Consider the following 24,018-nt stretch of genomic DNA (forward strand, 5'->3'; position numbering starts at 1 on the left):
CGCTAGAGTTTCAGCGGCTGGGATGCAGTCTTCGCGAGCAAGCTCACTCCCTCAGATCATGTGTAAGCAGATACACCGCAGCGCCAGTTAAACCTGCAGGTCCACCTCCCCCAATCTCCCGCCATACGGCCCAAAGCTGCGCTCGATAAGTCGCCGGCTGCCATCCGCATTAACCAGCAACACCGTGCTCGCTCGCGTGCCGTAATTGGGGCTGGCGATGAACACGCTCGACAGCAGCTTCTCCGTCGCAAGCCCAACGCCGGTGCTTGGCAGTTCAGCGTCTGGCGCAGGCGCGTGATCGCTGAGAAAGCCAAACAGCGCCTCGGGATCAGGATTGTCCAAATGATCAGACAGGGCAGCCTTGGCCTTCACCAGCTTGGGCCACGGCGTGTCGAACCCGGCGTTGGACACTCCGTAGATGCCTGCTTCCAGTCGGCGGGGTGTTGGATCGTTCCCATTGAGGAAGTGCAACTGCTCACGATCACCTACCAGAACGTTAAACCCGCCGTACTCCGCCGAACGCGCGGCGACACCACGCAAATACTCGTCAATTGCAAGTTCATTGTTTAAAAAACCGGCGACCAATTCCCCCCGCGAACGACGGCCTGGCGGCTTGCCTGGCTCGCGGATGTTGGTGAGCGCTGCGAATCGTCCGTCAGCATTGATCCCCAGCCACGTTCCACCCGCTTCAAGATCGCGTCCGGCGTAGATCTGTGGCGCTTCTTCCCACTGCGCGAGCGGCAGAGTAGGGCGAGCGTAGAACTCGTCGCGATTGGCCGCCAGAATCAGCGGCTGCGCGTGCGTCGGCCGCCAGGCGAAGACGATAAGGCACATGGATGACTCCTTTTTTCGCCACTTTACCCACCCCGCACACCGACATCCATCGCACGCTGCTAGAGCGGATCGGCGCGGTCCGGTAACATGCCGCACTCTGTTTTTGAGAGATGCCCCACCAAGCTGTGGTGACATCATCGGCTCGCGGGTTTCCCTTCGCAGTCGCCTTACACCAGATTTCATGATTATTGGGTGGCATGACCTGCTGCCGCCGCCGCATAGTTCTGCTTCGTCGCTCAATGAGCGCTTCTATTTCAAGGAGTCGCAATGCTGCCTTACCCGCAGATTGACCCGGTAGCTGTGGCCATCGGTCCGCTGCAAATTCACTGGTACGGCCTGATGTATCTGGTCGGTATCGGCAGTGCCTGGTACCTGGCATCCCGTCGGCTTAATCGCTTCGACCCGACGTGGACCAAGGAAAAACTCTCGGACATGATTTTCTGGGTCGCCATGGGCGTCATTGTCGGTGGGCGTCTCGGCTACGTGCTGTTCTACGATCTGCCCAATTACATCGCCAACCCGCTGCTGATCTTCGAAGTGTGGAAGGGCGGCATGGCCTTCCACGGCGGTTTCATCGGCGTGATGATCGCGACGTACTGGTTCGGCAAGCGCAACGGCAAGTCGTTCTTCCAGCTCATGGACTTCATCGCGCCACTGGTGCCGATTGGTCTGGGCGCCGGGCGCATCGGCAACTTCATCAACGCCGAACTGTGGGGCAAACCGACTGATCTGCCCTGGGCCATGGTGTTCCCGCCCTACAGCGATCCTGCGCAGCTGGCGCGCCACCCGTCCCAGCTCTACCAGTTCGCGCTGGAAGGCGTGGCCTTGTTCGCCATTCTCTATTTTTATTCCCGCAAGCCGCGTCCGACCATGGCCGTGTCCGGCATGTTCGCCCTGTTCTACGGCATCTTCCGCTTTGTTGTGGAGTTCGTTCGGGTACCGGACGCGCAGCTGGGTTATCTGGCCTGGGGCTGGGTCACCATGGGGCAGATCCTCAGCCTGCCGATGATCATCGGCGGTCTGGTGCTGATCTGGCTTGCCTACCACCGCGCGCCCGCTGCCAACAACGCTGCGGCGTGACGCGCCGGTTACATCTGCTGAACGCCGGGCCTGAAGGGTTCGGCGGATTCACCGAATCAGAGGACCTCTGGTCATGAAGCAATACCTTGAGCTGCTGCAGGACGTCATCAATAACGGAACCCGCAAGGGCGACCGCACCGGGACCGGCACCACTGCCGTGTTCGGTCGGCAGATTCGCCACAACCTGGCCGATGGCTTCCCGCTGCTGACCACCAAAAAACTGCACTTCAAGAGCATCGCCAACGAACTGATCTGGATGCTCAGCGGCAACACCAACACCAAGTGGCTCAATGAAAACGGAGTGACCATCTGGGACGAGTGGGCCACCGAAGACGGCGACCTGGGCCCGGTGTACGGCGCGCAGTGGACCGGCTGGCCGACCAAGGACGGCGGCAAGATCAACCAGATCGACTACATGGTCGACTGCCTGAAAAACAACCCGAACAGCCGCCGCATCCTGTTCCACGGCTGGAATACCGAATACCTTCCGGACGAGAAGCTGTCGCCCCAGGAGAACGTCAAGGCCGGGCGTCAGGCCCTTGCGGTGTGCCATTTGCTGTATCAGGCCTTCGTGGCCGATGGCAAGCTGTCGATGCAGTTGTACATTCGCAGTTCCGACGTCTTCCTCGGCCTGCCGTACAACATCGCCGCGCTGGCGCTGCTGACCCACATGCTCGCTCAACAATGCGACCTGATCCCCCACGAGATCATCGTCAGCCTGGGCGACACCCACGCTTACTCCAACCACGAAGAGCAAATCGCGACGCAGCTGACCCGCACGCCTCGACAGCTGCCGCAGCTGAACATCAAGCGTCGTCCGGAGAGCATCTACGATTATCGATTCGAAGATTTCGAGATCGTGGGTTATGACGCGGATCCGAGCATCAAGGCGCCCGTAGCGGTGTGATCCGGCTGCGCTCATGAGCGGAGGCTATTGATCAATCGGCAATCGATTGAAATCCTCTATCCGCTCAGTGCGCAGTGACAATGAGCTTAAACGCGTCGATTTCCCTATCGTTCTCCCCATCGGACAGACACAGGGCGGCCTCAACAGAGGTCGCCCGCCAGTATCCTTGGTGGAGAAACACGCATGAGCAACAAACTGACGACCGCTTTTGGCGCCCCTGTAGTCGATAACCAGAATATCCAGACCGCTGGCCCCCACGGCCCCGCGCTGCTGCAGGATGTCTGGTTCCTCGAGAAGCTCGCCCATTTCGATCGTGAGGTCATCCCTGAGCGTCGCATGCACGCCAAGGGTTCTGGCGCGTTTGGCACCTTCACCGTCACCCACGACATCACCCGCTACACCCGCGCAAAAATCTTTTCTGAAATCGGCAAGAGCACAGAAATGTTCGCCCGCTTCTCCACCGTTGCCGGCGAGCGCGGTGCGGCTGACGCCGAGCGGGATATTCGCGGTTTTGCGATGAAGTTCTACACCGAGGAAGGCAACTGGGACATGGTCGGCAATAACACGCCCGTGTTTTTCCTGCGTGACCCAATGAAGTTTCCTGACCTGAACCACGCCGTCAAACGCGACCCACGCACCGGCATGCGCAGTGCTGAAAACAACTGGGACTTCTGGACTCAACTGCCGGAAGCGCTGCACCAGGTGACTGTCGTGATGAGCGAGCGCGGCATCCCCCGCAGCTACCGCGAAATGCACGGTTTCGGCAGCCATACTTACAGCTTCCTCAACGCGCAGCACGAGCGGTTCTGGGTCAAATTCCACTTCGTCTCTCAACAAGGCATCGCCAACCTGAGCGACGCCGAAGCGCAGGAACTGGTCGGACGTGACCGTGAGTCCCATCACCGCGATCTGTACGAAAACATCGAGCAGGGCAACTTCCCGCGCTGGAAGCTGTTCGTGCAGATCATGCCGGAGAAAGAGGCGGGCTCGTATCCGATCAACCCGTTCGACCTGACCAAGGTCTGGCCGAAGGGCGATTATCCGCTGATCGAAGTGGGCGTGGTCGAGCTAAACCGCAATCCGGAGAACAACTTTGCGGACGTCGAGCAGGCGGCATTTGCGCCTTCCAACGTGGTGCCCGGCATCAGCTTCTCGCCGGACAAAATGCTGCAGGGTCGGCTGTTTTCCTACGGCGATGCGCAGCGCTACCGTTTGAGCGTCAATCACCACCAGATCCCGGTGAACTCGCCACGGGCGGCGCTGCACGTGAACAGCTACCACCGCGACGGCCTGATGCGCGTCGACGGCAATCGTGGGGGCATGACCTCTTACGAGCCGAACACCAAGGGCGCGTTTCAGGAACAGCCGGATTTCAGAGAGCCGCCGCTGTCCATCGAAGGCGCGGCCGCTCACTGGAACCACCGCGTGGATGGCGACTACTACTCACAGCCAGGCAACCTGTTCCGCCTGATGAACGCCCGGGAGAAACAGTCGCTGTTCGACAACACCGCCCGCTCGCTGCGCGGCGTGTCGGCGCCGATTATCCAGCTGCACATCGAACACTGCTCGATGGCCGATCCTGAGTACGGGATTGGTGTGGCGGCTGCGGTTGAGCGTATTCACAACGCCTGATCCCTGTGGGACCGGCTTAAGCCGGGAGAGCGTCGGATGCCACACCGCGAAAGTGATGTTGCCCCCAATGGCCCCTTCCCGGCTAAAGCCGGTCCCACTAACCAGTCAATGCCCGTGGCTGCGGCCTACGTGGGAGTGTTCGATATCCGCGGCCACGACGCTGCCGCTGATTTCCAGTCGATCAAGTATTCCGCAGTGATCCGGTGCGCCTTCGCTGCAGCGTTGGCGCAGGTCCACCAATTGCTCCTGCAGCGCTTGCAGGCTCGCAACGCGGGCGTTCACGTGCTGGATGTGTTCGTCGATCAGCGCGTTGACGTTCTCGCACTGATCCCGCGGACTGTCGCGCAGGGCCAGCAAGCTGCGGATTTCGTCCAGCGTCATGTCCAGGCTGCGGCAGTTGCGGATGAAGGTCAGGCGCTCAACGTGGTCCTGCGTGTACAAACGATAGTTGCCTTCGCTGCGCGCGGGTTCGCTGAGCAGACCCTCTCGCTCGTAGTACCGAATCGTTTCCACCGGGCAGTCCGTCAGTTTTGCCAGTTCGCCGATTTTAAATGAAGGGTTCATGAGCAAGATCTCGATAGGACGCTTGACCCTATAGTGGCTACAGGGTGTTCACTTGGCAACACGCACATTTAGAGACTCAATCCATGAGTGACTCTGTACCCACATCTTCATCGCTCAAACCTGCCCACGACTCGCACAACCATGCCGAGCACGATCACGCAGGGCATGACCATTCAGCCCATGACCACGCCGATCACGATCACGCCGGTCACGACCACGGGCGCGCCAAACTCACGCCCGTGCACAAACACGACCACGCTGCCCACGCCTGCTGCTCCCACGACAGCGCGCCGGCCGTCGTGACCATCGATGGCGCGTCAGACGCCGAAGGTCAGCTCAGCAGCTTCCGTATCGAAGCCATGGACTGCCCTACTGAGCAGACGCTGATCCAGAATAAGCTCGGCAAAATGAAGGGCATTCAGAAGCTTGAATTCAACCTGATCAACCGCGTGCTGGGTGTGTGGCACGAGTTGCCGTCCACCGATCCCATCCGCGACGCTATTGGCTCGCTGGGTATGCAGGCGGACCTGATCGAGGAGGGCGCCGACAAGGAAACCGCGTCGCTGCCGCCTGCCAACAAACCGTGGTGGCCGCTGGCGCTGTCGGGCGTCGCTGCGTTGGCTGCGGAAGTTATCCATTTCACCAACGCCGCGCCCACCTGGGTGGTCGCCATCGTTGCGCTGATCGCCATTTTCAGCGGCGGCCTGACCACGTACAAAAAGGGCTGGATCGCCCTGAAAAACTTCAATCTGAATATCAACGCGCTGATGAGCATTGCCGTCACCGGCGCGGTGCTGATCGGGCAGTGGCCAGAAGCGGCGATGGTGATGTTTCTGTTCACTGTTGCCGAGCTGATTGAAGCCAAGTCCCTGGACCGTGCCCGCAACGCCATCGGCGGTCTGATGCAGCTGACGCCGGAAACCGCGACGGTGCAGCAGAATGGCGAGTGGCGTGAGATTGAGGTCAAGAGCATTGAGTTAGGCAGCATCGTTCGGGTCAAACCGGGCGAGCGCATCGGGCTGGACGGTGAAGTGGTTGCCGGCCAGTCGAGCATCGATCAGGCGCCGATTACCGGTGAAAGCCTGCCGGTCGAGAAAACCGTCGGTGACAAGGTTTTTGCCGGCACGATTAACCAGGCCGGTTCGCTGGAATACAAGGTGACCGCCGCTGCCAACAACTCGACGCTGGCGCGGATCATCCATGCCGTCGAGGCGGCCCAGGGTGCGCGCGCGCCGACCCAGCGATTCGTTGACAGCTTTTCAAAAATCTACACACCTGCGGTGTTCGCGTTGGCGCTGGCGATCGCGATCATCCCGCCGCTGTTCATGGGCGCGGCGTGGTTCGACTGGATCTATCGCGCGCTGGTGCTGCTGGTGGTTGCGTGCCCGTGTGCACTGGTGATTTCCACGCCGGTGACGATCGTCAGCGGCCTGGCGGCGGCGGCGCGCAAAGGCATCCTGATCAAGGGTGGCGTGTACCTGGAGATGGGGCACAAGCACGATTACCTGGCCCTCGACAAGACTGGCACCATCACCCACGGCAAGCCGGTGCAGACCGATTACGTATTGCTTGACGCGTCATTGGGCGAGCAGGCGCTGGCGATCTCGGCGAGCCTGGCCGGTCGCTCGGATCACCCGGTGTCTCAGGCTATCGCCAGGGCCGCGCAGGACGGTACCCGACTGCCGGTTGAAGCGTTCGAAGCCCTTGCGGGGCTTGGCGTGAAGGGCGAGGTGCAAGGGCGTTTGTACCACTTGGGCAACCACCGTCTGGTGCATGACGCCGGTTATTGCTCGGCGGAACTGGAAGCGCAACTTGAAGCGCTGGAGAGCCAGGGCAAAACCGTGGTGCTGTTGTTCGACGCCTCAGGCCCGCTGGCCTTGTTTGCGGTCGCCGACACGGTCAAGGACAGCAGCCGCGAGGCCATTGAGCAGCTGCATGCGCTGGGCGTGAAGACGATGATGCTGACGGGCGACAACCCGCACACGGCCAAGGCCATTGCCGCTCAGGTGGGCATCGATCAGGCTCAGGGCAATCTGATGCCGACCGACAAGCTGCAAGCCATTGAAGCCCTGTACGCGCAGAACCACCGAGTGGGCATGGTCGGCGACGGCATCAACGATGCGCCGGCGCTGGCCCGGGCAGAGATCGGTTTTGCCATGGCGGCAGCGGGTACGGACACCGCCATCGAAACCGCCGACGTGGCGCTGATGGACGATGATCTGCGCAAGATCCCGACCTTCATTCGGCTGTCGCGGGACACCGCAGCGGTGCTCAAGCAGAACATCGCGCTGGCGTTGGTGATCAAGCTGATCTTTCTGGCGGTGACCTTCGCCGGTATGGCGACCATGTGGATGGCGGTGTTCGCCGACATGGGCGTGAGTCTGTTGGTGGTGTTCAACGGGTTGCGGTTGTTGAAGAAGTGACGCTCACCATCAGGAGACTGATGGTGCTTAGACAGGCCTCTTCCCGGCTACAGCCGGTCCTACAAAAGGCACCTGCGCATTGATGATCGTGCCCACGCTCTGCGTGGGCACGCGGGTGGCGGACGCTCCGCGTCCTTTGACGCGGAGCGTCCGGGGATTGATTCCCACGCAGAGCGTGGGAACCATCATCCGGTGGTTACTTCCCGTACTTCTCCCGCCCCCAGGCGATCATTTCTTCCAGCAAACCTTTCAACACCACTTGCGTCGGCTCGGCCAGATCACGGCGGTAGTGGAAGGGCACGAACTCGTCCATGTACGTGCTCTGCGCCAGTTCCAGTTGCACGGCGTGGATATGGTTGGCCGGGTCGCCGTAGTGGCGGGTGATGTGGCCGCCCTTGAAACGACCGTTGAGCACATGGCTGTAGTTCTTCGCCGCGGCGCAGGTTGAATCCAGACGCCGGGCCAGCGCTTCATCGCAGCTCGCACCATTAAAGGTCCCGAGGTTGAAGTCCGGCAGCCGACCGTCAAACAGATGCGGGATGTGCCCACGGATGGAATGCGCATCGAACAGCAGCGCGTAACCGAACTCCGCGCGCAGGCGCTCAAGCTCGCTGCGCAGCGTATCGTGGTACGGCGTCCAGATCTTCTCCAGATAAGTCGCGCGTTCTTCCTTGCTTGGCGCCAAACCCTCTTTAAACAACGGATCGCCTTCGAACAGCGTCGACGGAAACAACCCGGTGGTCGCACCCGCGTACAGCGGCGTGTCGTCGGACGGGCGATTGAGGTCGATGACGAAGCGCGAATATTCCGCCGAGAGCACGCTTGCCCCCAGATCAGACGCAAAGTCATACAGACGCGGAATGTGCCAGTCGGTGTCCGGCAGGCTCACGGCCTCGTCCACCAGACCGTCACGCACGACGGGCGTCAGGTGCAGTCCCGGGTGCGGCATGCTGATCAGCAGCGGTACGCGACCGCGAGTGAAACTCAGAACCTTGTCCACAGTATTCCCCTGATTAGAGAGTGCGTTCCACGCCATGACGCACGACGCGTTTGTCCAGATCGCCGCCCAGCCAGTAGGCCAGGTCGGCAGGCCGTTCGATGTGCCAGGCGACGAAATCCGCCGTTTTGCCGACTTCCAGCGAGCCATGGGTTTCGGTCATGCCCAGCGCTTGAGCCGCATGAACTGTGGCGCCAGCCAGGGCTTCTTCCGGCGTCATGCGGAATAGCGTGCAGGCCATGTTCAGCATCAGCCGCAGCGACAGGCCCGGCGACGTGCCCGGATTGAGGTCGGTGGAAATGGCGATCTTCACCCCGTGTTTGCGCAGGGCATCCATCGGCGGCAATTGAGTTTCGCGCAGGAAGTAGAACGCCCCCGGCAGCAAGACGGCGACCGTGCCTGAGGCCGCCATCGCGATGGCGTCTTCTTCGGTCATGAACTCCAGATGATCAGCCGACAGTGCCTGATAACGCGCCGCCAGACTCGAGCCGTGCAGCGAAGACAATTGCTCGGCGTGCAGCTTCACTGGCAGCCCCAACTGGCCGGCGGTGATGAACACCTGCTCGACCTGCGCCGGCGAAAACGCCAGGTATTCGCAGAACGCATCGACCGCATCCACCAGATTCTCCGCCGCCAGCGCGGGCAACATTTCGCTGCAGATATGGGCGATGTAATCGTCGGCGCGGTCTTTGTATTCCGGCGGCAGGGCGTGGGCGGCCAGGCAAGTGCTGCGCACGGTGACCGGCAGGTTTTCACCCAGTTGGCGAATCACCCGCAGGATCTTGCGCTCGCTGGCGAGGTCCAGGCCGTAGCCGGATTTCATCTCGATCGTGGTCACGCCGTCCCTGAGCAGGTGCAACAAGCGACGCTCGGCGCTGGCGTAGAGTTCTTCTTCACTGGCGGCGCGGGTGGCTCGCACGGTGCTGGCGATGCCGCCGCCGGCTGCGGCGATTTCCGCGTAACTGACGCCCTGCAAACGCTGCTCGAACTCGCCGCTGCGGTTACCACCGAACACGGTGTGCGTGTGGCAGTCGATCAGGCCCGGCGTCACCCATGCGCCGTTCAGGTCTACGCGCTTGATGTCGCCCTGATCCGGCAGCTCGTGGAGAGGACCGATCCAGACGATCTGTGCTGCATCGGTCACGATGGCGGCGTCCTCGATGATCGAGTACGTGCCGTTCGCCATGGTTGCTGCGTGACAGTGGTGCCAGAGCGTTTTCATCGATGCCTCCAAGAGTCCGGTTTTACAACCTGTTTCGGGTATAGCAAGCGTTAAGTGCGGGCGTGAGCTTGCTCACGAAGAGGCGAGTGTGTCCGCCAAATCTCCAACGCCTGAACTTCAGTCTTCGCGAGCAAGCTCGCTCCCACACGGACCATTCATGACAGCCCATTTATCAGCGGTTTGATGTTGCCTTCCTCAGGTTCTGCTTCGGCTTGACCCATACCCAGTACGCAACCACCAGCAACCCGATCCACACCGCCCCCACCACCAGCGCGGCTTGGCTGTCCGGGAAATAACCCAGCACGCCAAATACGAACACCATGAACAACGTGGCAACGATCGGCGCGACGGGCCAGAACGGCACCGGGAATTTCAGCTGGGTGACTTCTTCTGCGCTCATGGAGCGGCGCATGGCGATCTGCGTGACCAGAATCATCAGCCACACCCAGACGGTCGCGAAGGTTGCGATCGAAGCGATCAGCAGGAACACGTTTTCAGGAATCAGGTAATTCAGCACAACGCCGCAGAGCAGCGCGACGCCCATCACCAGCACGGTCATCCACGGCACGCCCTGGGCGGACAACTGAGCAAAACCCTTGGGCGCCTGACCCTGTTTTGCCAGGCCGTACATCATGCGTCCGGCACCGAAAATGTCGCTGTTGATCGCCGAAACGGCTGCTGTGATCACCACGATGTTGAGGACGGTGGCCGCGGACGAAATCCCCAGGTGATCGAAGATCTGGACGAACGGGCTGCCCTGGCTGCCGATCTGCTGCCACGGGTAAAGCGACATCAGGACGAACAACGTGAGCACGTAAAACAGCAGAATCCGCAGCGGCACCGCATTGATCGCGCGAGGAATCACGCGCTCCGGGTTGCGCGCTTCGCCGGCGGTGATGCCGATGATTTCGATGCCGCCGAAAGCAAACATGACGACCGCCAGCGAGGCCACAAGACCACCGATGCCGTTGGGCATGAAGCCGCCGTAGGCCCACAGATTGCTCACGCTGCTGACGCCGCCGCCTGAGACCGAGCCGAGGCCGAACAGCATGATGCCGAAGCCGGCGAGGATCATCGCGATGATTGCGCCGACCTTGAGCAGCGACAGCCAGAACTCCGTTTCACCGAACACCTTGACGCTGCACAGGTTGAGCGCGCCGATCAGAAACACGATGCCGAGCACCCAGATCCAGCGCGGCACCTCGGGAAACCAGAAGCCCATGTAGATGCCGAACGCGGTGACGTCGGCTAAACAGACGATGACCATCTCGAACGCGTAGGTCCAGCCGAGGACAAAGCCTGCGAGCGGGCCCAAATAAGTGGTGGCATACTCGCCGAACGAGCCGGACACCGGGTTGCGCACGGCCATCTCGCCAAGGGCGCGCATGACCATGTAAACCGCAGCGCCGGCGATGATGTACACCAGCAGAACGGCGGGACCGGCCAGTTGGATGGCTGACGCGGAACCGTAGAACAACCCGGTGCCAATGGCCGAGCCCAGCGCCATGAAGCGAATGTGACGCGCGCTGAGCCCGCGTTTCAGATCTGTAGCGTTTTGCGATGTCATTTCACACGTTCCTAGTCTTACTTTTTGCTGCGAAACGAGAGGCTTTTGTAGGAGTGAGCTTGCTCGCGATTGCGGTGTGTCAGACGGCAAAGCGTTTCTGACCTATTGCATCGCGAGCAAGCTCACTCCTACAGGGGGCGATACCCCCACACTCATTTCAACGACAGGCCATCCTGGCCTGTCCCGATCAGAAGCTCGGCAGCAGGTCAGCAGAAACCAGGTCGCTCAGGCAGTTGGAAGCCAGCAGCTCGATGGCGGCCTCGATATCAGGGGCGAAGAAGCGGTCTTTCTCATAGAACGGGACTTTGCCGCGCAGCGTGGTGCGGGCGATTTCCAGCTTTTCCGAGGTCTTCAGACCGTTGCGCAAGTCCAGACCCTGACACGCAGCCAGCCATTCTACAGCCAGCACGCCGCGAGTGTTCTCCGCCATTTCCCACAAGCGCTTGCCGGCGGCAGGCGCCATCGACACGTGGTCTTCCTGGTTGGCGGAGGTTGGCAGGCTGTCGACGCTGTGCGGGTGGGACAGCGCCTTGTTTTCACTGGCCAGCGCAGCGGCCGTGACCTGGGCAATCATGAAGCCGGAGTTCACGCCGCCGTTGGCCACCAGGAACGGCGGCAGCTGCGACATGTGCTTGTCCATCATCAACGAGATGCGGCGTTCGCTGAGGGAGCCGATTTCAGCGATGGCCAAGGCGATGTTGTCGGCCGCCATGGCAACGGGTTCGGCGTGGAAGTTGCCGCCGGAAATCACTTCGCCTTCGGCCGCGAACACCAGCGGGTTGTCCGACACCGCGTTGGATTCGATCGCCAGCACTTCGGCGGCCTGACGCAGTTGGGTCAGGCAAGCGCCCATGACTTGGGGCTGGCAGCGCAGGGAGTAGGGATCCTGAACCTTGTCGCAGTCGCGGTGGGAGTCGGAGACCTGACTGCCGTCGCCGAGCAGATCGCGATAGGCCGCAGCCGAATCGATCTGGCCGCGCTGACCGCGCGCCGCATGGATGCGCGCGTCAAACGGCGCGCGGGAGCCGAGCACGGCTTCAACGGTCAGCGCGCCGCAGCTCAGGGCGCCGGCGAACAGGTCTTCGGCTTCGAACAGGCCGCGCAACGCGTACGCCGTCGACACTTGCGTGCCGTTGAGCAGCGCCAGGCCTTCTTTGGCCGCCAGCGTCAGCGGCGTGAGCCCGGCGATGGCCAGTGCTTCCACAGCATTCAGCCATTCGCCCTTGTAGCGCGCCTTGCCTTCGCCCAGCAGCACCAGCGACATGTGCGCCAATGGCGCGAGGTCTCCGGAGGCGCCGACCGAACCCTTGAGCGGGATGTGCGGGTAAACCTCGGCGTTGATCAGGGCGATCAGCGCGTCGATGACCTGGCGGCGAATCCCGGAGAAACCCCGGCTCAGGCTGTTGACCTTGAGCACCATGATCAGGCGCACCAGCTCATCGCTGATCGGCCCGCCAACGCCCGCAGCGTGAGACAGCACCAGCGAACGCTGCAGGTTCTCGAGGTCGGCGCTGGCAATGCGCGTCGACGCCAGCAGGCCGAAACCGGTGTTGATGCCGTAGGCGGTGCGGTTCTCCGCGAGGATCTGCTCGACGCAGGCCACGCTGTCTTCGATCTGCCGATTGGCGCCGGCGTCGAGGGTCAGCGTAACCGGCCGCTGATAAATCGCGCGCAACTGGGCGAGGCTCAATTGGCCGGGGATCAGATTCAGCGGGGTCGCCTGTTGGGTGTCGGTCACGATGCTGCTACTCCTGAATGGATATCGGTCGTCTGCGCTGAACCGGCTCCTGCCTGTCCTGCGCGGGGGGCGCTTGCGCTGCGACCGTTGTTGTCGGTGTCGGGGTGAGCCTGCGCCGCGTAATCGCGGCAGCGCTGGAATACGGTTTCCAATGATTCTTCGTTCTTCAGCAGGGTCACGCTGCTGGCGATGTCCGGGGCCAGCCAGCGGTCTTCGTCGTAGGCCGGCACGCGCTCGCGCAGCAGACGCCACGCCGCTTCGGTGCCGACGCCAAAGCGCGGGCCCTTGAAAAACTCGAACGCCTGGGCGGCCAGCAAATACTCGATCGCGAGGATCTGCGTCACGTTCTCCAGCACCTTGTGCAGCTTCAAGGCGGCGCTGGTGCCCATGCTCAGATGATCCTCCTGCAGGCCGGACGTCACGTAGTTATCAATGACCGCCGGTTGTGCCAGCTGGCGGTTTTCCGCGCACAGCGAGGCGGCGACGTATTGGGTGATCATCATCCCGGAATTGACCCCCGGCTGGCTGACCAGAAACGCCGGAAGTCCGCTGACTGTCGGGTTGATCAAGCGGTCCAGCCGTCGCTCGGCAATCGAGCCCAGTTCGGCCATGGCAATCGCCAGCAGATCAGCCGCCATCGCTACGGACTGGCCGTGGGGGTTGGCTTGGGAAACCACGCGATACGCTTCGGGCGTGCCGAGCAGCAGCGGGTTGTCGGTGGCGGAATTCAACTCGATCTCGATCTGCCGCGTTGCGTGGTCCAGCTGGTCGCGGGTGGCGCCGTGGACCTGGGGGATCGAGCGGATGCTCAAGGCGTCCTGGGTGCGGATACCCTGACTGTTGGCGAGCACTTCACTGCCGGCGAGCAGGCCGCGCAGGTTTTTGCCGACCTGCTGCATGCCGGGGTGCGGCTTGAGCGCAATGATGGTTTCGTCGAAAGCGTCGAGCTGGCCGCGCAGGCCCTCGAAGGTCATGGCGCTGATCACGTCAGCCCACTGCATCAGGCGATTCACGTCGGCAACGGCCAGGCAACTGAGGCCGGTCATGCACGGCGTGCCGTTGACCAGACACAACCCGTCTTTTGCGCCCAGCTCTACCGGCGACAGGCCTTCTTCGCTGAGCGCCTGCAACGCCGACATCACCTGCCCGCGATAGCTGACCTGACCCACGCCGAGCAGCGCGACGCCGATGTGCGCCATGTGGGTGAGATAACCCACCGAACCCTGGGACGGCACTTGCGGGGTGATGCGTCGATTGAGCAGGGCGAGCAAGGCCTCGACCACCTGACGATGAATCCCGGACTTGCCCTGGCTGTAGTTGATGATCGCGGCGCAGGTGATCGCGCGGGTCTGCTCGTCCGGTAACGCCGGGCCAACGCCGCAGGCATGGCTGAGCAGGGTATTGCGTGACAGTCGACCCAGTTGCTCGCCCGCCAGCGACACATTGCACAGGGCGCCGAGGCCGGTGTTCACGCCATAGGCGCGTTCGCCGCTGGCAACGATGCGCTGCACGATCGCCTGAGCATTGTCGATCCGCGCCCAGGCGGCTTCCGACAACGACAGCGTCGCGCCATGACGGGCAACCGCGGTCACATCCCGCCAGCTGAGCGGGCCTTCGCCGATGATGATCTGTTCTGCTCGCGACATGACCACAGCGTCCTTAAAGAGTCGCCACGCGCCGCTGCACGAAACGATCAACGTAATCGTCGGCGGGCGAGTAGAGGATTTCCTTCGGCGTGCCAACCTGAATCAGCCGACCGTCCTTGAGAATCGCAATGCGGTTACCGATGCGCACGGCTTCGTCGAGGTCGTGGGTGATGAACACGATGGTTTTCTTCAGGCTCGATTGCAGCTCCAGCAACTGGTCCTGCATCTCTGCGCGGATCAGCGGGTCGAGGGCGCTGAACGCTTCATCCATCAGGATGATGTCAGTGTCAGCCGCCAATGCCCGGGCCAGACCGACGCGCTGACGCATGCCGCCGGAAAGCTGATGCGGGTACTTTGTCTCGTAGCCCTTCAGCCCCACCGTGGTGATCCAGTGCTGCGCGCGCTCGGCGCATTGCGTTTTGCTCTCGCCGCGAATGGTCAGCCCGTAGGCGACGTTGTCGATCACGGTCTTGTGCGGCAGCAGACCGAAGCTCTGGAACACCATGCTGATCTTGTGCCGACGGAAGTTGCGCAGCGCTTCCATGTCGTAGGTCAGGATGTTCTCGCCATCGACCAGAATCTCGCCGCTGGTGGGGTCGATCAGACGATTGAAATGGCGCACCAGGGTCGATTTGCCGGAGCCGGACAGGCCCATGATCACGAAAATCTCGCCGCTGGAAATGGACAGCGACAGGTCGTTCACGCCGACCACGCAACCGGTTTGCGCCAGGACCTGATCCTTGCTCTGGTTGTTCTGAACCATCGCCAGCGCATCCTTGGCGCGGTTGCCGAAGATCTTGTACACGTTCTTGACGACGATTTTGCCGTCCGTGCTATCTGGACTGCCCGCGCCAAGCGGATTGCCCGAGCTCGCTGGATTAATAGTCTCGACGCTCATTTGTTCGCCTCATGCCGTGGGCGGCCGTAGGCCTGCGTGATGCGGTCGATCACGACCGCCAGAATGACGATGGCCAGGCCCGCTTCCAGGCCGCGTCCGACGTTGAGGGTCTGGATGCCGACCAGCACGTCTTCGCCCAGGCCGCGCGCACCGATCATCGAGGCGATCACCACCATCGACAGCGCCATCATCGTGGTCTGGTTGATCCCGGCCATGATGCTCGGCAGGGCCAGCGGCAGTTGCACGCCGAACAGTTGTTGCCAGCGGTTGGCGCCGAATGCGTTGATCGCTTCCATGACCTCGCCATCCACCTGACGAATGCCCAGGTCGGTCAGGCGAATCAGCGGCGGCGCGGCGTAGATGACCGTGGCGAAGATCGCCGGGACCTTGCCCAGGCCAAACAGCATCAGCACCGGAATCAGGTACACGAAGCTGGGCATGGTCTGCATGATGTCCAGCAAGGGCATCAACACCGAACGCAGGCGATTGCTGCGCGCCGACAGAATGCCGAGCGGTATGCCGATGATCACCGAGATCAGCGTGGCGACCAGCATCAGCGCCAGGGTCTGCATCAGCTTGTCCCACAGGCCTACGGCACCGACCAGAAACAGCAGCCCGACGATGACCACAGTGGTCGTGATTTTGCGTGTCGCGTGCCAGGCGATCAGACCGACGACGGCCAGCAGCAGCCACCACGGCGCAACGCGCAGTAGGCCTTCGAGTTTGACGATGGCCCACAGCAGCGTGTCGGAGATGTGCCGGAACACGTCGCCGTAGTTGGTGACCAGCTTATCGACCCAGTCATTGACCCAGTCGGCGATGGAGAACGTGAAGCTTTCGGGGAACATATCGTTATCTCATTCAAATACGGGGTGCAGGTAATGCTTGGGGGTCGGTGGTTGGCGGCGAATCTTTGGGGGCGAGCTTGCTCGCGAAGTGCTTACATTCACCGCATCTCGACGCCTGATTATCCGCATTCGCGAGCAAGCGATGGCCTACAGGTTCGGATGCCGCCAATCCCACGGCACCCGGATCAAGACCTTACAGCGAAGCATCCACCTTCTTCGCCGCATCCTCGCTCACCCACTGATGCCACACTTCCGGGTGTTCCTTGAGGAAGATCTTCGCCAGCTTCGGCGACTCGATGCGCTCCTTGGTCATGCGCGCCAGGTTCTGGTTGAGCAGGTCGATCGGGATATTGACCTTTTCCATCACTGCCACCAGTTCAGGCGCCTGCTCGTGGAACGCCTTGGACAGGCCGACCTTGATCTCGATGGTCTTGTTCACGCCGTCTTTCTCTTCCAGACGCACCATGTCCACCTGGCCCATCAGCGGTGTTGGCGACCAGTAGTAGGCCAGGATCGGCTCGCCACGCTTGTAGCTGGACAGAATCGCCGCATCCAGCGCCGGGCCGGTGCCTGGGCGGAAGTTGGTGTACTTGCTTTCCAGGCCATAGCTTTTCAGCATTTCGCTGTTTTCCAGTTCGCAGGTCCAACCAGCCGGGCAGTTATAGAAGCGGCCTTTCTCCGGTTCTTCGGCGTCCTTGAACAGTGCCGAGTATTTGCCCAGATCGGCGATGGACTTCAGGTCCGGTGCCTTGGCTTCCAGCTTGCGCTTGGCGTCGCCTTCGATCACGTAACGCGGCACGTACCAGCCTTCCACCGCGCCCTTCACTGGCGCGCCGACACCGACCACTTTGCCGGCGGCTTCAGCCTTGTTCCAGACTTCGCTGCGGCCTACCCACTCTTCGGCAAACACCTGAATGTCATTGGTGCTCAGGGCGTTTTCCATGGTGATGGAGTTGCCCGGCAGGCTGTCCGTTTCGCAGCCATTGCCCTTGTTCAGCACAACTTGCAGCACATCGGTCAGCAGCATTGCGCTTTCCCAGTTCAGACCGGCGAATTTCACCGGCTTGCCGGACTCGCACCATCCCGCAGCCTGACTGGCGCCACTGGCGAGCACGCCGGCGGTGAGCAACGTGGATAGCAGGGCCTTTTTCGTGTTCATTGAGTGACGCTCCGGTCTTGTAGTGGATGACGGCAGTAACGAAAACAGACGGCTTCCAGCCAAGGGGAGAGGCACTTGTCGGCCTCTTCCCGCTTCTCTCTCCAGCATGCCCCCTGCAACAGACGTGCATGACGAACGGTCAGTTCACCTCGACGTGCGCAGGAGCAACGCTGCCGCTTGCAGGAGACGCGTTTTGCTCCGTTGGCAGGATCAAACGATCGGCCACGTTACCCGGCCACGTCTTCGCCGCCACGTAGTACAGCACAGCCGGCACGATGAGACCGATGATCCATGAGATGTCAGTGTCATCGAGGCTCGCCACCAGTGGGCCGGTGTAGAAATGCGTGGAGATGAACGGCATTTGAATCAGCACGCCCAACACGTATATCCCGATGCCCATCCCGTTCCAGCGGCCGTAGCGACCGTTCGGGTCCGACAGCGCCGGGATGTCGTAGCGCTCTTTGGTGATGCAGTAGAAATCCACCAGATTGATCGCGCTCCACGGTGTGAAGAACGCCAGCAGAAACAGGATGAACGCCGAGAAGTCCTTGAGGAACGAGTCCTTGCCCAGCAGCGCCAAGGCCGTGGCGATGCCGACCATGGCGAAGATGTACGTCAGTCGCAGTGCGCTGGAGATGTGCCGGTTGCCGCGAAAGCCGCTGACGATGGTGGCAATGGACATGAAGCTGCCGTAGGCGTTGAGCGTAGTGATGGTCACCTTGCCGAATGCGATGCTGAAATACAGCGCTGCCGCCACCGCGCCGGTCCCGCCGAGGCCGACGATGAACGAGACCTCATGATGGGCAAAGTTCTTGCCGGCCAGTGCCGCGGCGAACACGCCGAAGACCATGGACGCCTGCGCGCCGATCACCGAACCCAGACCCACTGCCCAGAACGTTTTGCCGGCGGATGTGCTGCGCGGCAGGTAGCGGGAGTAGTCCGCGACATAAGGGCCAAAGGCAATCTGCCAGGATGCCGACAACGAGATCGCCAGCAGGAAGCTGCTTAGCGAGAAATGCTTGTTGCCCAGCAGGGCGCCGACGTCGTTGCCTGCCAGCAGCGCAGCGAACAGGTAAACGAAGGCGATCACACCGATGACGCTGGCAACCCGGCCAATCATGTGGATGACCCGGTAGCCGAGAATGGTCAGTACCACGATGGCCGCCGCGAAGATCACCACGCCTTGCCAGTCCGGCACGTTGATCAGTTGCGCCACCGCTTGCCCTGCGAGCAGCGAGCCGCTGGCGGAAAATCCGATGTACATCAGGCACACCAGCACCAGCGGAATCACCGCGCCATAGACGCCAAATTGCACCCGGCTTGAAATCATCTGCGGCAGACCGAGCTTAGGGCCCTGCGCCGCGTGCAGCGCCATGACGCCACCGCCGATGAGCTGACCGATGAACAACCCGATCAGCGACCAGAACACATCGCCGCCCAGCACCACGGCCAGCGCCCCGGTGACAATCGCGGTGATCTGCAGGTTGGCGCCCAGCCAGAGGGTGAACTGGCTGAACAGACGCCCGTGTCGTTCGGCATCAGGGATGTAATCGATCGAACGCCGTTCGATCACGGAAGCAGGTGCAGCACGATCATCTGGAACAGCCATCTCAAACATCCCCCTTAAAGCGAGTGTTGACGCGCCTGCGTGTGCTGCCGCTGACCTGTGGGAGCGAGCTTGCTCGCGAAGGGGCCGGTACGGACGACGCATCACCTGCGTCTGGGCCTCAGCATTCGCGAGCAAGCTCGCTCCCACAGGTGCCACGTGCACCAATGGCATTGATCAGTTATTGATCATCGGCAGGTTCAGGCCCTGCTCTTTGGCGCAGTCGATCGCGATCTGATACCCGGCATCGGCATGACGCATCACGCCAGTGGCCGGGTCGTTGTGCAGGACGCGGGCAATGCGCTCGGCAGCTTCATTGGTGCCGTCGCAGACGATGACCATGCCCGAGTGCTGCGAGAAGCCCATGCCGACGCCGCCGCCGTGGTGCAACGAGACCCAGGTCGCGCCGCTGGCGGTGTTGAGCAGGGCGTTGAGCAGTGGCCAGTCGGATACAGCGTCGGAGCCGTCCTGCATCGATTCGGTCTCGCGGTTCGGGCTGGCGACGGAGCCGGAGTCCAGGTGATCACGACCGATCACCACCGGCGCCGACAGCTCGCCGCTGCGGACCATTTCGTTGAAGGCCAGGCCCAGCTTGGCGCGCTGACCCAGGCCGACCCAGCAGATGCGTGCCGGCAGACCCTGGAAGCTGATGCGCTCACGGGCCATGTCCAGCCAGTTGTGCAGGTGTGCGTCGTCCGGGATCAGCTCTTTGACTTTGGCGTCGGTCTTGTAGATGTCTTCAGGGTCGCCCGACAGCGCGGCCCAGCGGAATGGCCCTACGCCACGGCAGAACAGCGGACGAATGTAGGCCGGCACGAAACCGGGGAAGTCGAAGGCATGGGTCACGCCGACTTCCTTGGCCATCTGGCGGATGTTGTTGCCGTAATCGAACGTCGGCACGCCCATCTTCTGAAACGCCAGCATGGCTTCGACGTGCTCGGCCATGGACTGCTTGGCGGCCTTGACCACTGCGGCAGGCTCGGTGGCGGCGCGCTCGCGGTACTGCTCCCAGGTCCAGCCTTTGGGCAGGTAGCCGTTGAGCGGGTCGTGGGCGCTGGTCTGGTCGGTGACCATGTCCGGGCGTACGCCACGGCGGACCATTTCCGGAAGGATCTCGGCGGCGTTGCCGCATAAGGCGATTGAGATCGCTTTGCCTTCGGCGGTGTATTTGGCGATGCGGGCGAGGGCATCGTCGAGGTCCGTGGCTTGCTCATCGACATAGCGGGTTTTCAGGCGGAAATCGATGCGGCTTTGCTGGCATTCAATGTTCAGCGAGCAGGCGCCCGCCATGCCGGCAGCCAGTGGCTGCGCGCCGCCCATGCCGCCCAGTCCTGCGGTCAGCACCCAGCGGCCTTTAAGATTGCCGTCGTAATGCTGGCGACCGGCTTCGACGAAGGTTTCGTAGGTGCCTTGAACGATGCCCTGGCTGCCGATGTAGATCCAGCTGCCGGCGGTCATCTGGCCGTACATCGCCAAGCCTTTTGCATCCAGTTCGTTGAAGTGTTCCCAGCTGGCCCAGTGCGGCACCAGGTTGGAGTTGGCGATCAGCACGCGGGGCGCGTTGCTGTGAGTCTTGAACACGCCGACCGGCTTGCCGGATTGCACCAGCAGGGTTTCGTCGTCGTTCAGGTTCGTAAGGCTCTCGACGATCTTGTCGTAGCACTCCCAGTTACGCGCTGCACGACCGATACCGCCGTAGACCACCAGTTCGTTCGGGTTCTCGGCGACTTCCGGGTCGAGGTTGTTCATCAACATCCGCAATGGCGCCTCGGTCATCCAGCTCTTGGCGGTCAGTTGCGTGCCACGGGCTGCGCGGATTTCGACATCGCGGCGTTTGGTCCATTGCTGAGCAGGGGGGGTGTGGTCAGTAGTCACTTAACAATCCTCGATGATCAATCCGGCCTGGACGCGGGGTCCGTGACGAACGTGGAATAAGGTTCTGCGTGAGTGCTGCCGTTGTGATCCGGACCGGGCTCGATGGCCTCGTGCTGACTCATGCTTACTTGTACATACAAGCATATGCAACCAAGGGGCCAATGTTGGTTTTGCGGGCGCAGAAAAGCCGTTGGCCCGCGCTGGCCCGGTCGTTCCGAAGGTGAGTGAGTCGGGATATCGAAAAGCGCAGAAGCGGCCACAGGAAGGAAATTGTTACTTTTCGGTGCGCGCGCCCCAGTGCGGTGCGTGGCTAGGGGTAACAGAACCTTGTGCGCTGAAACGCGACGTGTGGGAGCGAGCTTGCTCGCGAAGAGGCCATTTCAGCCGCGGAGATGTAGCGGATGTACTGCCATCTTCGTGAGCAAGCTCACTCCCACATGATCGGTAGCGCTGGATATATCAGGGTAGTCTCAGTGCTAATCAGCGCTGAGCCAGCTTGCTGCGCAACAGCCACACCCCGGCAAGCGCCGACGCGATCGAGCCCAGCAACACGCCTACTTTCACTTCATCGATCAGATGCGCGACGCCCGGGAATGCCAGGTTGCCGATGAACAGGCTCATGGTGAACCCGATCCCGCAGAGCAGGGCCACGCCATACAGCTGCGTCCAGTTGCTGCCTTCCGGCAGTGTCGCCAGACCGGACCGGATGGCCAGCACCGCCGCGAGAAACACACCGATCTGCTTGCCGACAAACAACCCCAGTGCCACGCCCAGCGGCACCGGGTCTACCAGGTTGCCCAACGTGATGCCCGACAAGGACACCCCAGCGTTGGCGAAGCCGAAAACGGGCACCACCGCGAACGCCACCCAGTAGTGCATTTTCTCTTCAAGAAACAGCAGCGGCGAGCGGGCTTCTTCCTTGCGCGTGCCCAACGGAATGCACAGCGCCAGGGCTACACCGGCCAGCGTTGCATGCACGCCTGATTGCAGCACGAAGAACCACAACAACAGACCGAGCAGCAGGTACGGCAGCAATCGCTGCACGCCCATTCGGTTCATGATCACCAGCACGGCCAGCGTCGCGAACGAGGCGCCGAGCATCGGCATGTTCAGGCCGGTGCTGTAAAACAGCGCAATGATGGTAACGGCGCCCAGGTCGTCGAGAATCGCCAGCGCGGCAAGAAAAACCTTCAACGACGTCGGCACCCGCTTGCCCAGCAACGACAGCACGCCGAGGGCGAAAGCGATGTCGGTGGCCGCCGGGATCGCCCAACCGCTCAGGGTCTCGGCGTTGCCCATATTGACGATGATGTAGATCAGCGCCGGCACCAGCATGCCGCCCGCTGCTGCAAAACCGGGCAGTGCCCGCTGACCCCAACTGGCGAGACCGCCGGCCAATACTTCGCGTTTGATTTCCAGACCGACCATCAGAAAGAAGATCGCCATCAGCCCGTCGTTGATCCACAGCTCGATCGACAACCCGCCCCAGACACTTTGCAGTGCGTCGAAATACGTGGGGGCGAGGGGGGAGTTGGCAACGATGATTGCTGCAAGGGCGGCGCCCATCAGCACAAGGCCGCCTGCTGATTCCGACGTAAGGAAACTGGCAAGAATGGCGAGGGCTCGTGGGCTTTCTCTGTTGTTGAGCGTCGTCATGGTCGTCCCTGTGTGCTGGCGAAAAAAAACGCAATCTACCACAGTGACGGCGGGACTCAGACGCGTGACAGCTCGATCACGCAGACGCGGCTGGCGCGTGGAGCGTAGAGCACCGCTTCCACTAGCGCACCGGGGGCATTGTCCAATTGTAAGCAGTCATGTTGTTCGAGCAATTGCGGCGGATGCTCGCCGATGTTGGCGGCCATCTGCTCAGCGGTGCTGAACACCAGAAAGACGTCAGCCGAACTGAAAAATCGCTGCGGCTGCATCACGTCGATCCACTGCAGGCGCGCCCTATAGCGGGCCGGCGAGTAGATCAGGTTGAAATCGCGTATCGGGCCGTCGAGCAGCCTGCATGACACCGCGCTGTCGCCGCTGAACGCGAACGGATCGGAGGGCAGCAGTGGCTCGCTGTCTCTGCCATCGATATTCAGCGTCATGCCCGCACCTTGCAGCACCGTGATGATGCGCTGATAACCGGCGAACACCGAAAAGCCACCTGACTGGGCGATGTCGGCGATGGACAGCCGCCAGCCGAAACCTTCCAGTCCTTTTCCAGCATCGCGGGTAATTTCTTCAGTGCTGCCGCCACCGTTTTTCCACGGCATACGCGGGTAGTCAGCGGCGCGCAGAACAGTCAGTTGAGTCATTTGCTGAAGCGTCCTTCCAGGCGGTGGCGTGAGCCGGGGTGGATCAGGCGGGCAGCGGTCACTGGTTGGCGGCCGGACCAAGTGCGGCGACGCACCAGCAGGCACGGCTCGCCCTTCTCGATCTGCAGCAACTTGCACTCGTCGGGCTCGGCGAGAATCGCCTCGACCACGTGCTCGCCCTCGGTCAGCGGCGCGACCTGGGACAGATAAGCGTAGGGCGTTTGTTGAGTGAAGTCCTGCTGCAGGTAATCCGGCGCGACGAGGGCGTTGACGAAGCGGTCTTCGATTTGCACGGGAATATCGTTTTCGAAATGCACAATCAGCGAGTGAAACACCCGCTGGCCTTCACGCATGTCCAGCGCCAGCGCGCGTTCGGAGCCGGCAGCTTCTTCGGTCAGAATAATCACCTTGCAGGTGTGGGCATGTCCGCGGGCGGCAATCTCATCGGCGATGTTATGCACTTCGAACAGCGCGGATTGAGTCTTGGGCTCGGCGACGAAAGTGCCGACGCCCTGCATGCGCACCAACAGCCCTTCGGCGGTCATCTCGCGCAGGGCGCGGTTAATGGTCATGCGGCTGAAGCCCAGCTGCGTCACCAGTTCGCTCTCGGACGGCACGCGGTGATGCGGCGGCCAGGTGCCGTTCTGAATCTGCTGGGTGATCATGTGCTTCACCCTGGCGTAGAGCGGCGCCGGACTGTCACCCATCTGGGAGGC

At 61.9% G+C, this 24,018-nt stretch carries 19 protein-coding genes; 4 read left to right on the forward strand and 15 right to left on the reverse strand.

The features are described from left to right. Nucleotides 1-87 precede the first annotated feature (87 nt). A complete protein-coding gene (locus FX982_RS09175) occupies nucleotides 88-834 on the reverse strand; it encodes an NRDE family protein (protein WP_172610407.1) in 747 nt (248 codons plus the stop codon). Nucleotides 835-1,101: 267 nt separating this feature from the next. Between FX982_RS09175 and lgt the strand changes: the two genes are divergently transcribed. The 3 genes from lgt to FX982_RS09190 all read left to right on the forward strand — a co-directional run bounded on the left by lgt (nucleotide 1,102) and on the right by FX982_RS09190 (nucleotide 4,453). Next, nucleotides 1,102-1,914 (forward strand): prolipoprotein diacylglyceryl transferase, encoded by an 813-nt coding sequence (gene lgt, locus FX982_RS09180; RefSeq protein WP_037016162.1) that lies wholly within the window; start codon nucleotides 1,102-1,104, stop codon nucleotides 1,912-1,914. A 73-nt stretch (nucleotides 1,915-1,987) separates the two neighbouring features. Beyond that, a complete protein-coding gene (locus FX982_RS09185; protein ID WP_074889717.1) occupies nucleotides 1,988-2,821 on the forward strand; it encodes a thymidylate synthase in 834 nt (277 codons plus the stop codon). A gap of 183 nt (nucleotides 2,822-3,004) precedes the next feature. Beyond that, a complete protein-coding gene (locus tag FX982_RS09190) occupies nucleotides 3,005-4,453 on the forward strand; it encodes a catalase (RefSeq protein WP_172610408.1) in 1,449 nt (482 codons plus the stop codon). A 105-nt stretch (nucleotides 4,454-4,558) separates the two neighbouring features. On the opposite strand, the gene cadR is transcribed toward FX982_RS09190, so the two are convergent. Beyond that, nucleotides 4,559-5,017 carry a Cd(II)/Pb(II)-responsive transcriptional regulator gene (cadR, locus tag FX982_RS09195; protein WP_172610409.1) on the reverse strand — a complete coding sequence of 153 codons (459 nt, stop codon included), beginning with the start codon at nucleotides 5,015-5,017 and terminating at the stop codon, nucleotides 4,559-4,561. 83 nt (nucleotides 5,018-5,100) lie between these two features. On the opposite strand from cadR, the gene FX982_RS09200 reads away from it, so the two are divergent. Beyond that, nucleotides 5,101-7,440 (forward strand): heavy metal translocating P-type ATPase, encoded by a 2,340-nt coding sequence (locus FX982_RS09200; RefSeq protein ID WP_172610410.1) that lies wholly within the window; start codon nucleotides 5,101-5,103, stop codon nucleotides 7,438-7,440. 196 nt (nucleotides 7,441-7,636) lie between these two features. Here the strand turns inward: FX982_RS09200 and hutG are convergent, their stop codons facing one another. From hutG to hutC, 13 genes are all read right to left on the reverse strand, one after another. Beyond that, on the reverse strand, nucleotides 7,637-8,440 hold the full coding sequence (gene hutG / locus FX982_RS09205; protein WP_172610411.1) for an N-formylglutamate deformylase: 804 nt from the start codon (nucleotides 8,438-8,440) through the stop codon (nucleotides 7,637-7,639). A 13-nt stretch (nucleotides 8,441-8,453) separates the two neighbouring features. Further along, nucleotides 8,454-9,659 (reverse strand): imidazolonepropionase, encoded by a 1,206-nt coding sequence (gene hutI, locus FX982_RS09210; RefSeq protein WP_172610412.1) that lies wholly within the window; start codon nucleotides 9,657-9,659, stop codon nucleotides 8,454-8,456. Between the two features lie 172 nt (nucleotides 9,660-9,831). Then, nucleotides 9,832-11,226, reverse strand: a complete 1,395-nt coding sequence (locus FX982_RS09215) for an amino acid permease (protein WP_172610413.1) — start codon at nucleotides 11,224-11,226, stop codon at nucleotides 9,832-9,834. Nucleotides 11,227-11,413: 187 nt separating this feature from the next. Next, nucleotides 11,414-12,964, reverse strand: coding sequence for a histidine ammonia-lyase (gene hutH, locus FX982_RS09220; RefSeq protein ID WP_438826309.1), 1,551 nt, complete (start codon nucleotides 12,962-12,964; stop codon nucleotides 11,414-11,416). Then, nucleotides 12,961-14,610: a histidine ammonia-lyase gene (gene hutH, locus FX982_RS09225; protein ID WP_172610414.1), complete on the reverse strand. Its 1,650-nt coding sequence runs from the start codon at nucleotides 14,608-14,610 to the stop codon at nucleotides 12,961-12,963. Before hutH (FX982_RS09225) ends, hutH (FX982_RS09220) begins: the two co-directional genes overlap by 4 nt. Before the next feature lie 13 nt (nucleotides 14,611-14,623). After that, on the reverse strand, nucleotides 14,624-15,508 hold the full coding sequence (locus tag FX982_RS09230; protein WP_254074885.1) for a quaternary amine ABC transporter ATP-binding protein: 885 nt from the start codon (nucleotides 15,506-15,508) through the stop codon (nucleotides 14,624-14,626). Continuing rightward, nucleotides 15,505-16,356: an ABC transporter permease gene (locus FX982_RS09235; RefSeq protein WP_172610415.1), complete on the reverse strand. Its 852-nt coding sequence runs from the start codon at nucleotides 16,354-16,356 to the stop codon at nucleotides 15,505-15,507. The genes FX982_RS09230 and FX982_RS09235 overlap by 4 nt, the downstream gene beginning before the upstream one ends. A 193-nt stretch (nucleotides 16,357-16,549) precedes the next feature. Further along, nucleotides 16,550-17,515, reverse strand: coding sequence for an ABC transporter substrate-binding protein (locus tag FX982_RS09240; protein ID WP_172610416.1), 966 nt, complete (start codon nucleotides 17,513-17,515; stop codon nucleotides 16,550-16,552). A 139-nt stretch (nucleotides 17,516-17,654) separates the two neighbouring features. Then, nucleotides 17,655-19,124 carry a purine-cytosine permease family protein gene (locus FX982_RS09245; RefSeq protein ID WP_172610417.1) on the reverse strand — a complete coding sequence of 490 codons (1,470 nt, stop codon included), beginning with the start codon at nucleotides 19,122-19,124 and terminating at the stop codon, nucleotides 17,655-17,657. A gap of 174 nt (nucleotides 19,125-19,298) precedes the next feature. Beyond that, nucleotides 19,299-20,996 carry a urocanate hydratase gene (hutU, locus tag FX982_RS09250; RefSeq protein ID WP_172610418.1) on the reverse strand — a complete coding sequence of 566 codons (1,698 nt, stop codon included), beginning with the start codon at nucleotides 20,994-20,996 and terminating at the stop codon, nucleotides 19,299-19,301. A 480-nt stretch (nucleotides 20,997-21,476) separates the two neighbouring features. Further along, nucleotides 21,477-22,652, reverse strand: coding sequence for a Na+/H+ antiporter NhaA (gene nhaA, locus FX982_RS09255; protein WP_172610419.1), 1,176 nt, complete (start codon nucleotides 22,650-22,652; stop codon nucleotides 21,477-21,479). Between the two features lie 56 nt (nucleotides 22,653-22,708). Next, nucleotides 22,709-23,302: a HutD/Ves family protein gene (locus FX982_RS09260; protein WP_172610420.1), complete on the reverse strand. Its 594-nt coding sequence runs from the start codon at nucleotides 23,300-23,302 to the stop codon at nucleotides 22,709-22,711. Then, the gene (hutC, locus tag FX982_RS09265; protein ID WP_172613015.1) at nucleotides 23,299-24,009 is read right to left on the reverse strand and encodes a histidine utilization repressor; all 711 of its coding nucleotides are present in this window, start codon (nucleotides 24,007-24,009) and stop codon (nucleotides 23,299-23,301) included. Before hutC ends, FX982_RS09260 begins: the two co-directional genes overlap by 4 nt. Nucleotides 24,010-24,018: the final 9 nt, after the last annotated feature.

The sequence above is a fragment of the Pseudomonas graminis genome (genome assembly GCF_013201545.1).
GTDB lineage: Bacteria > Pseudomonadota > Gammaproteobacteria > Pseudomonadales > Pseudomonadaceae > Aquipseudomonas.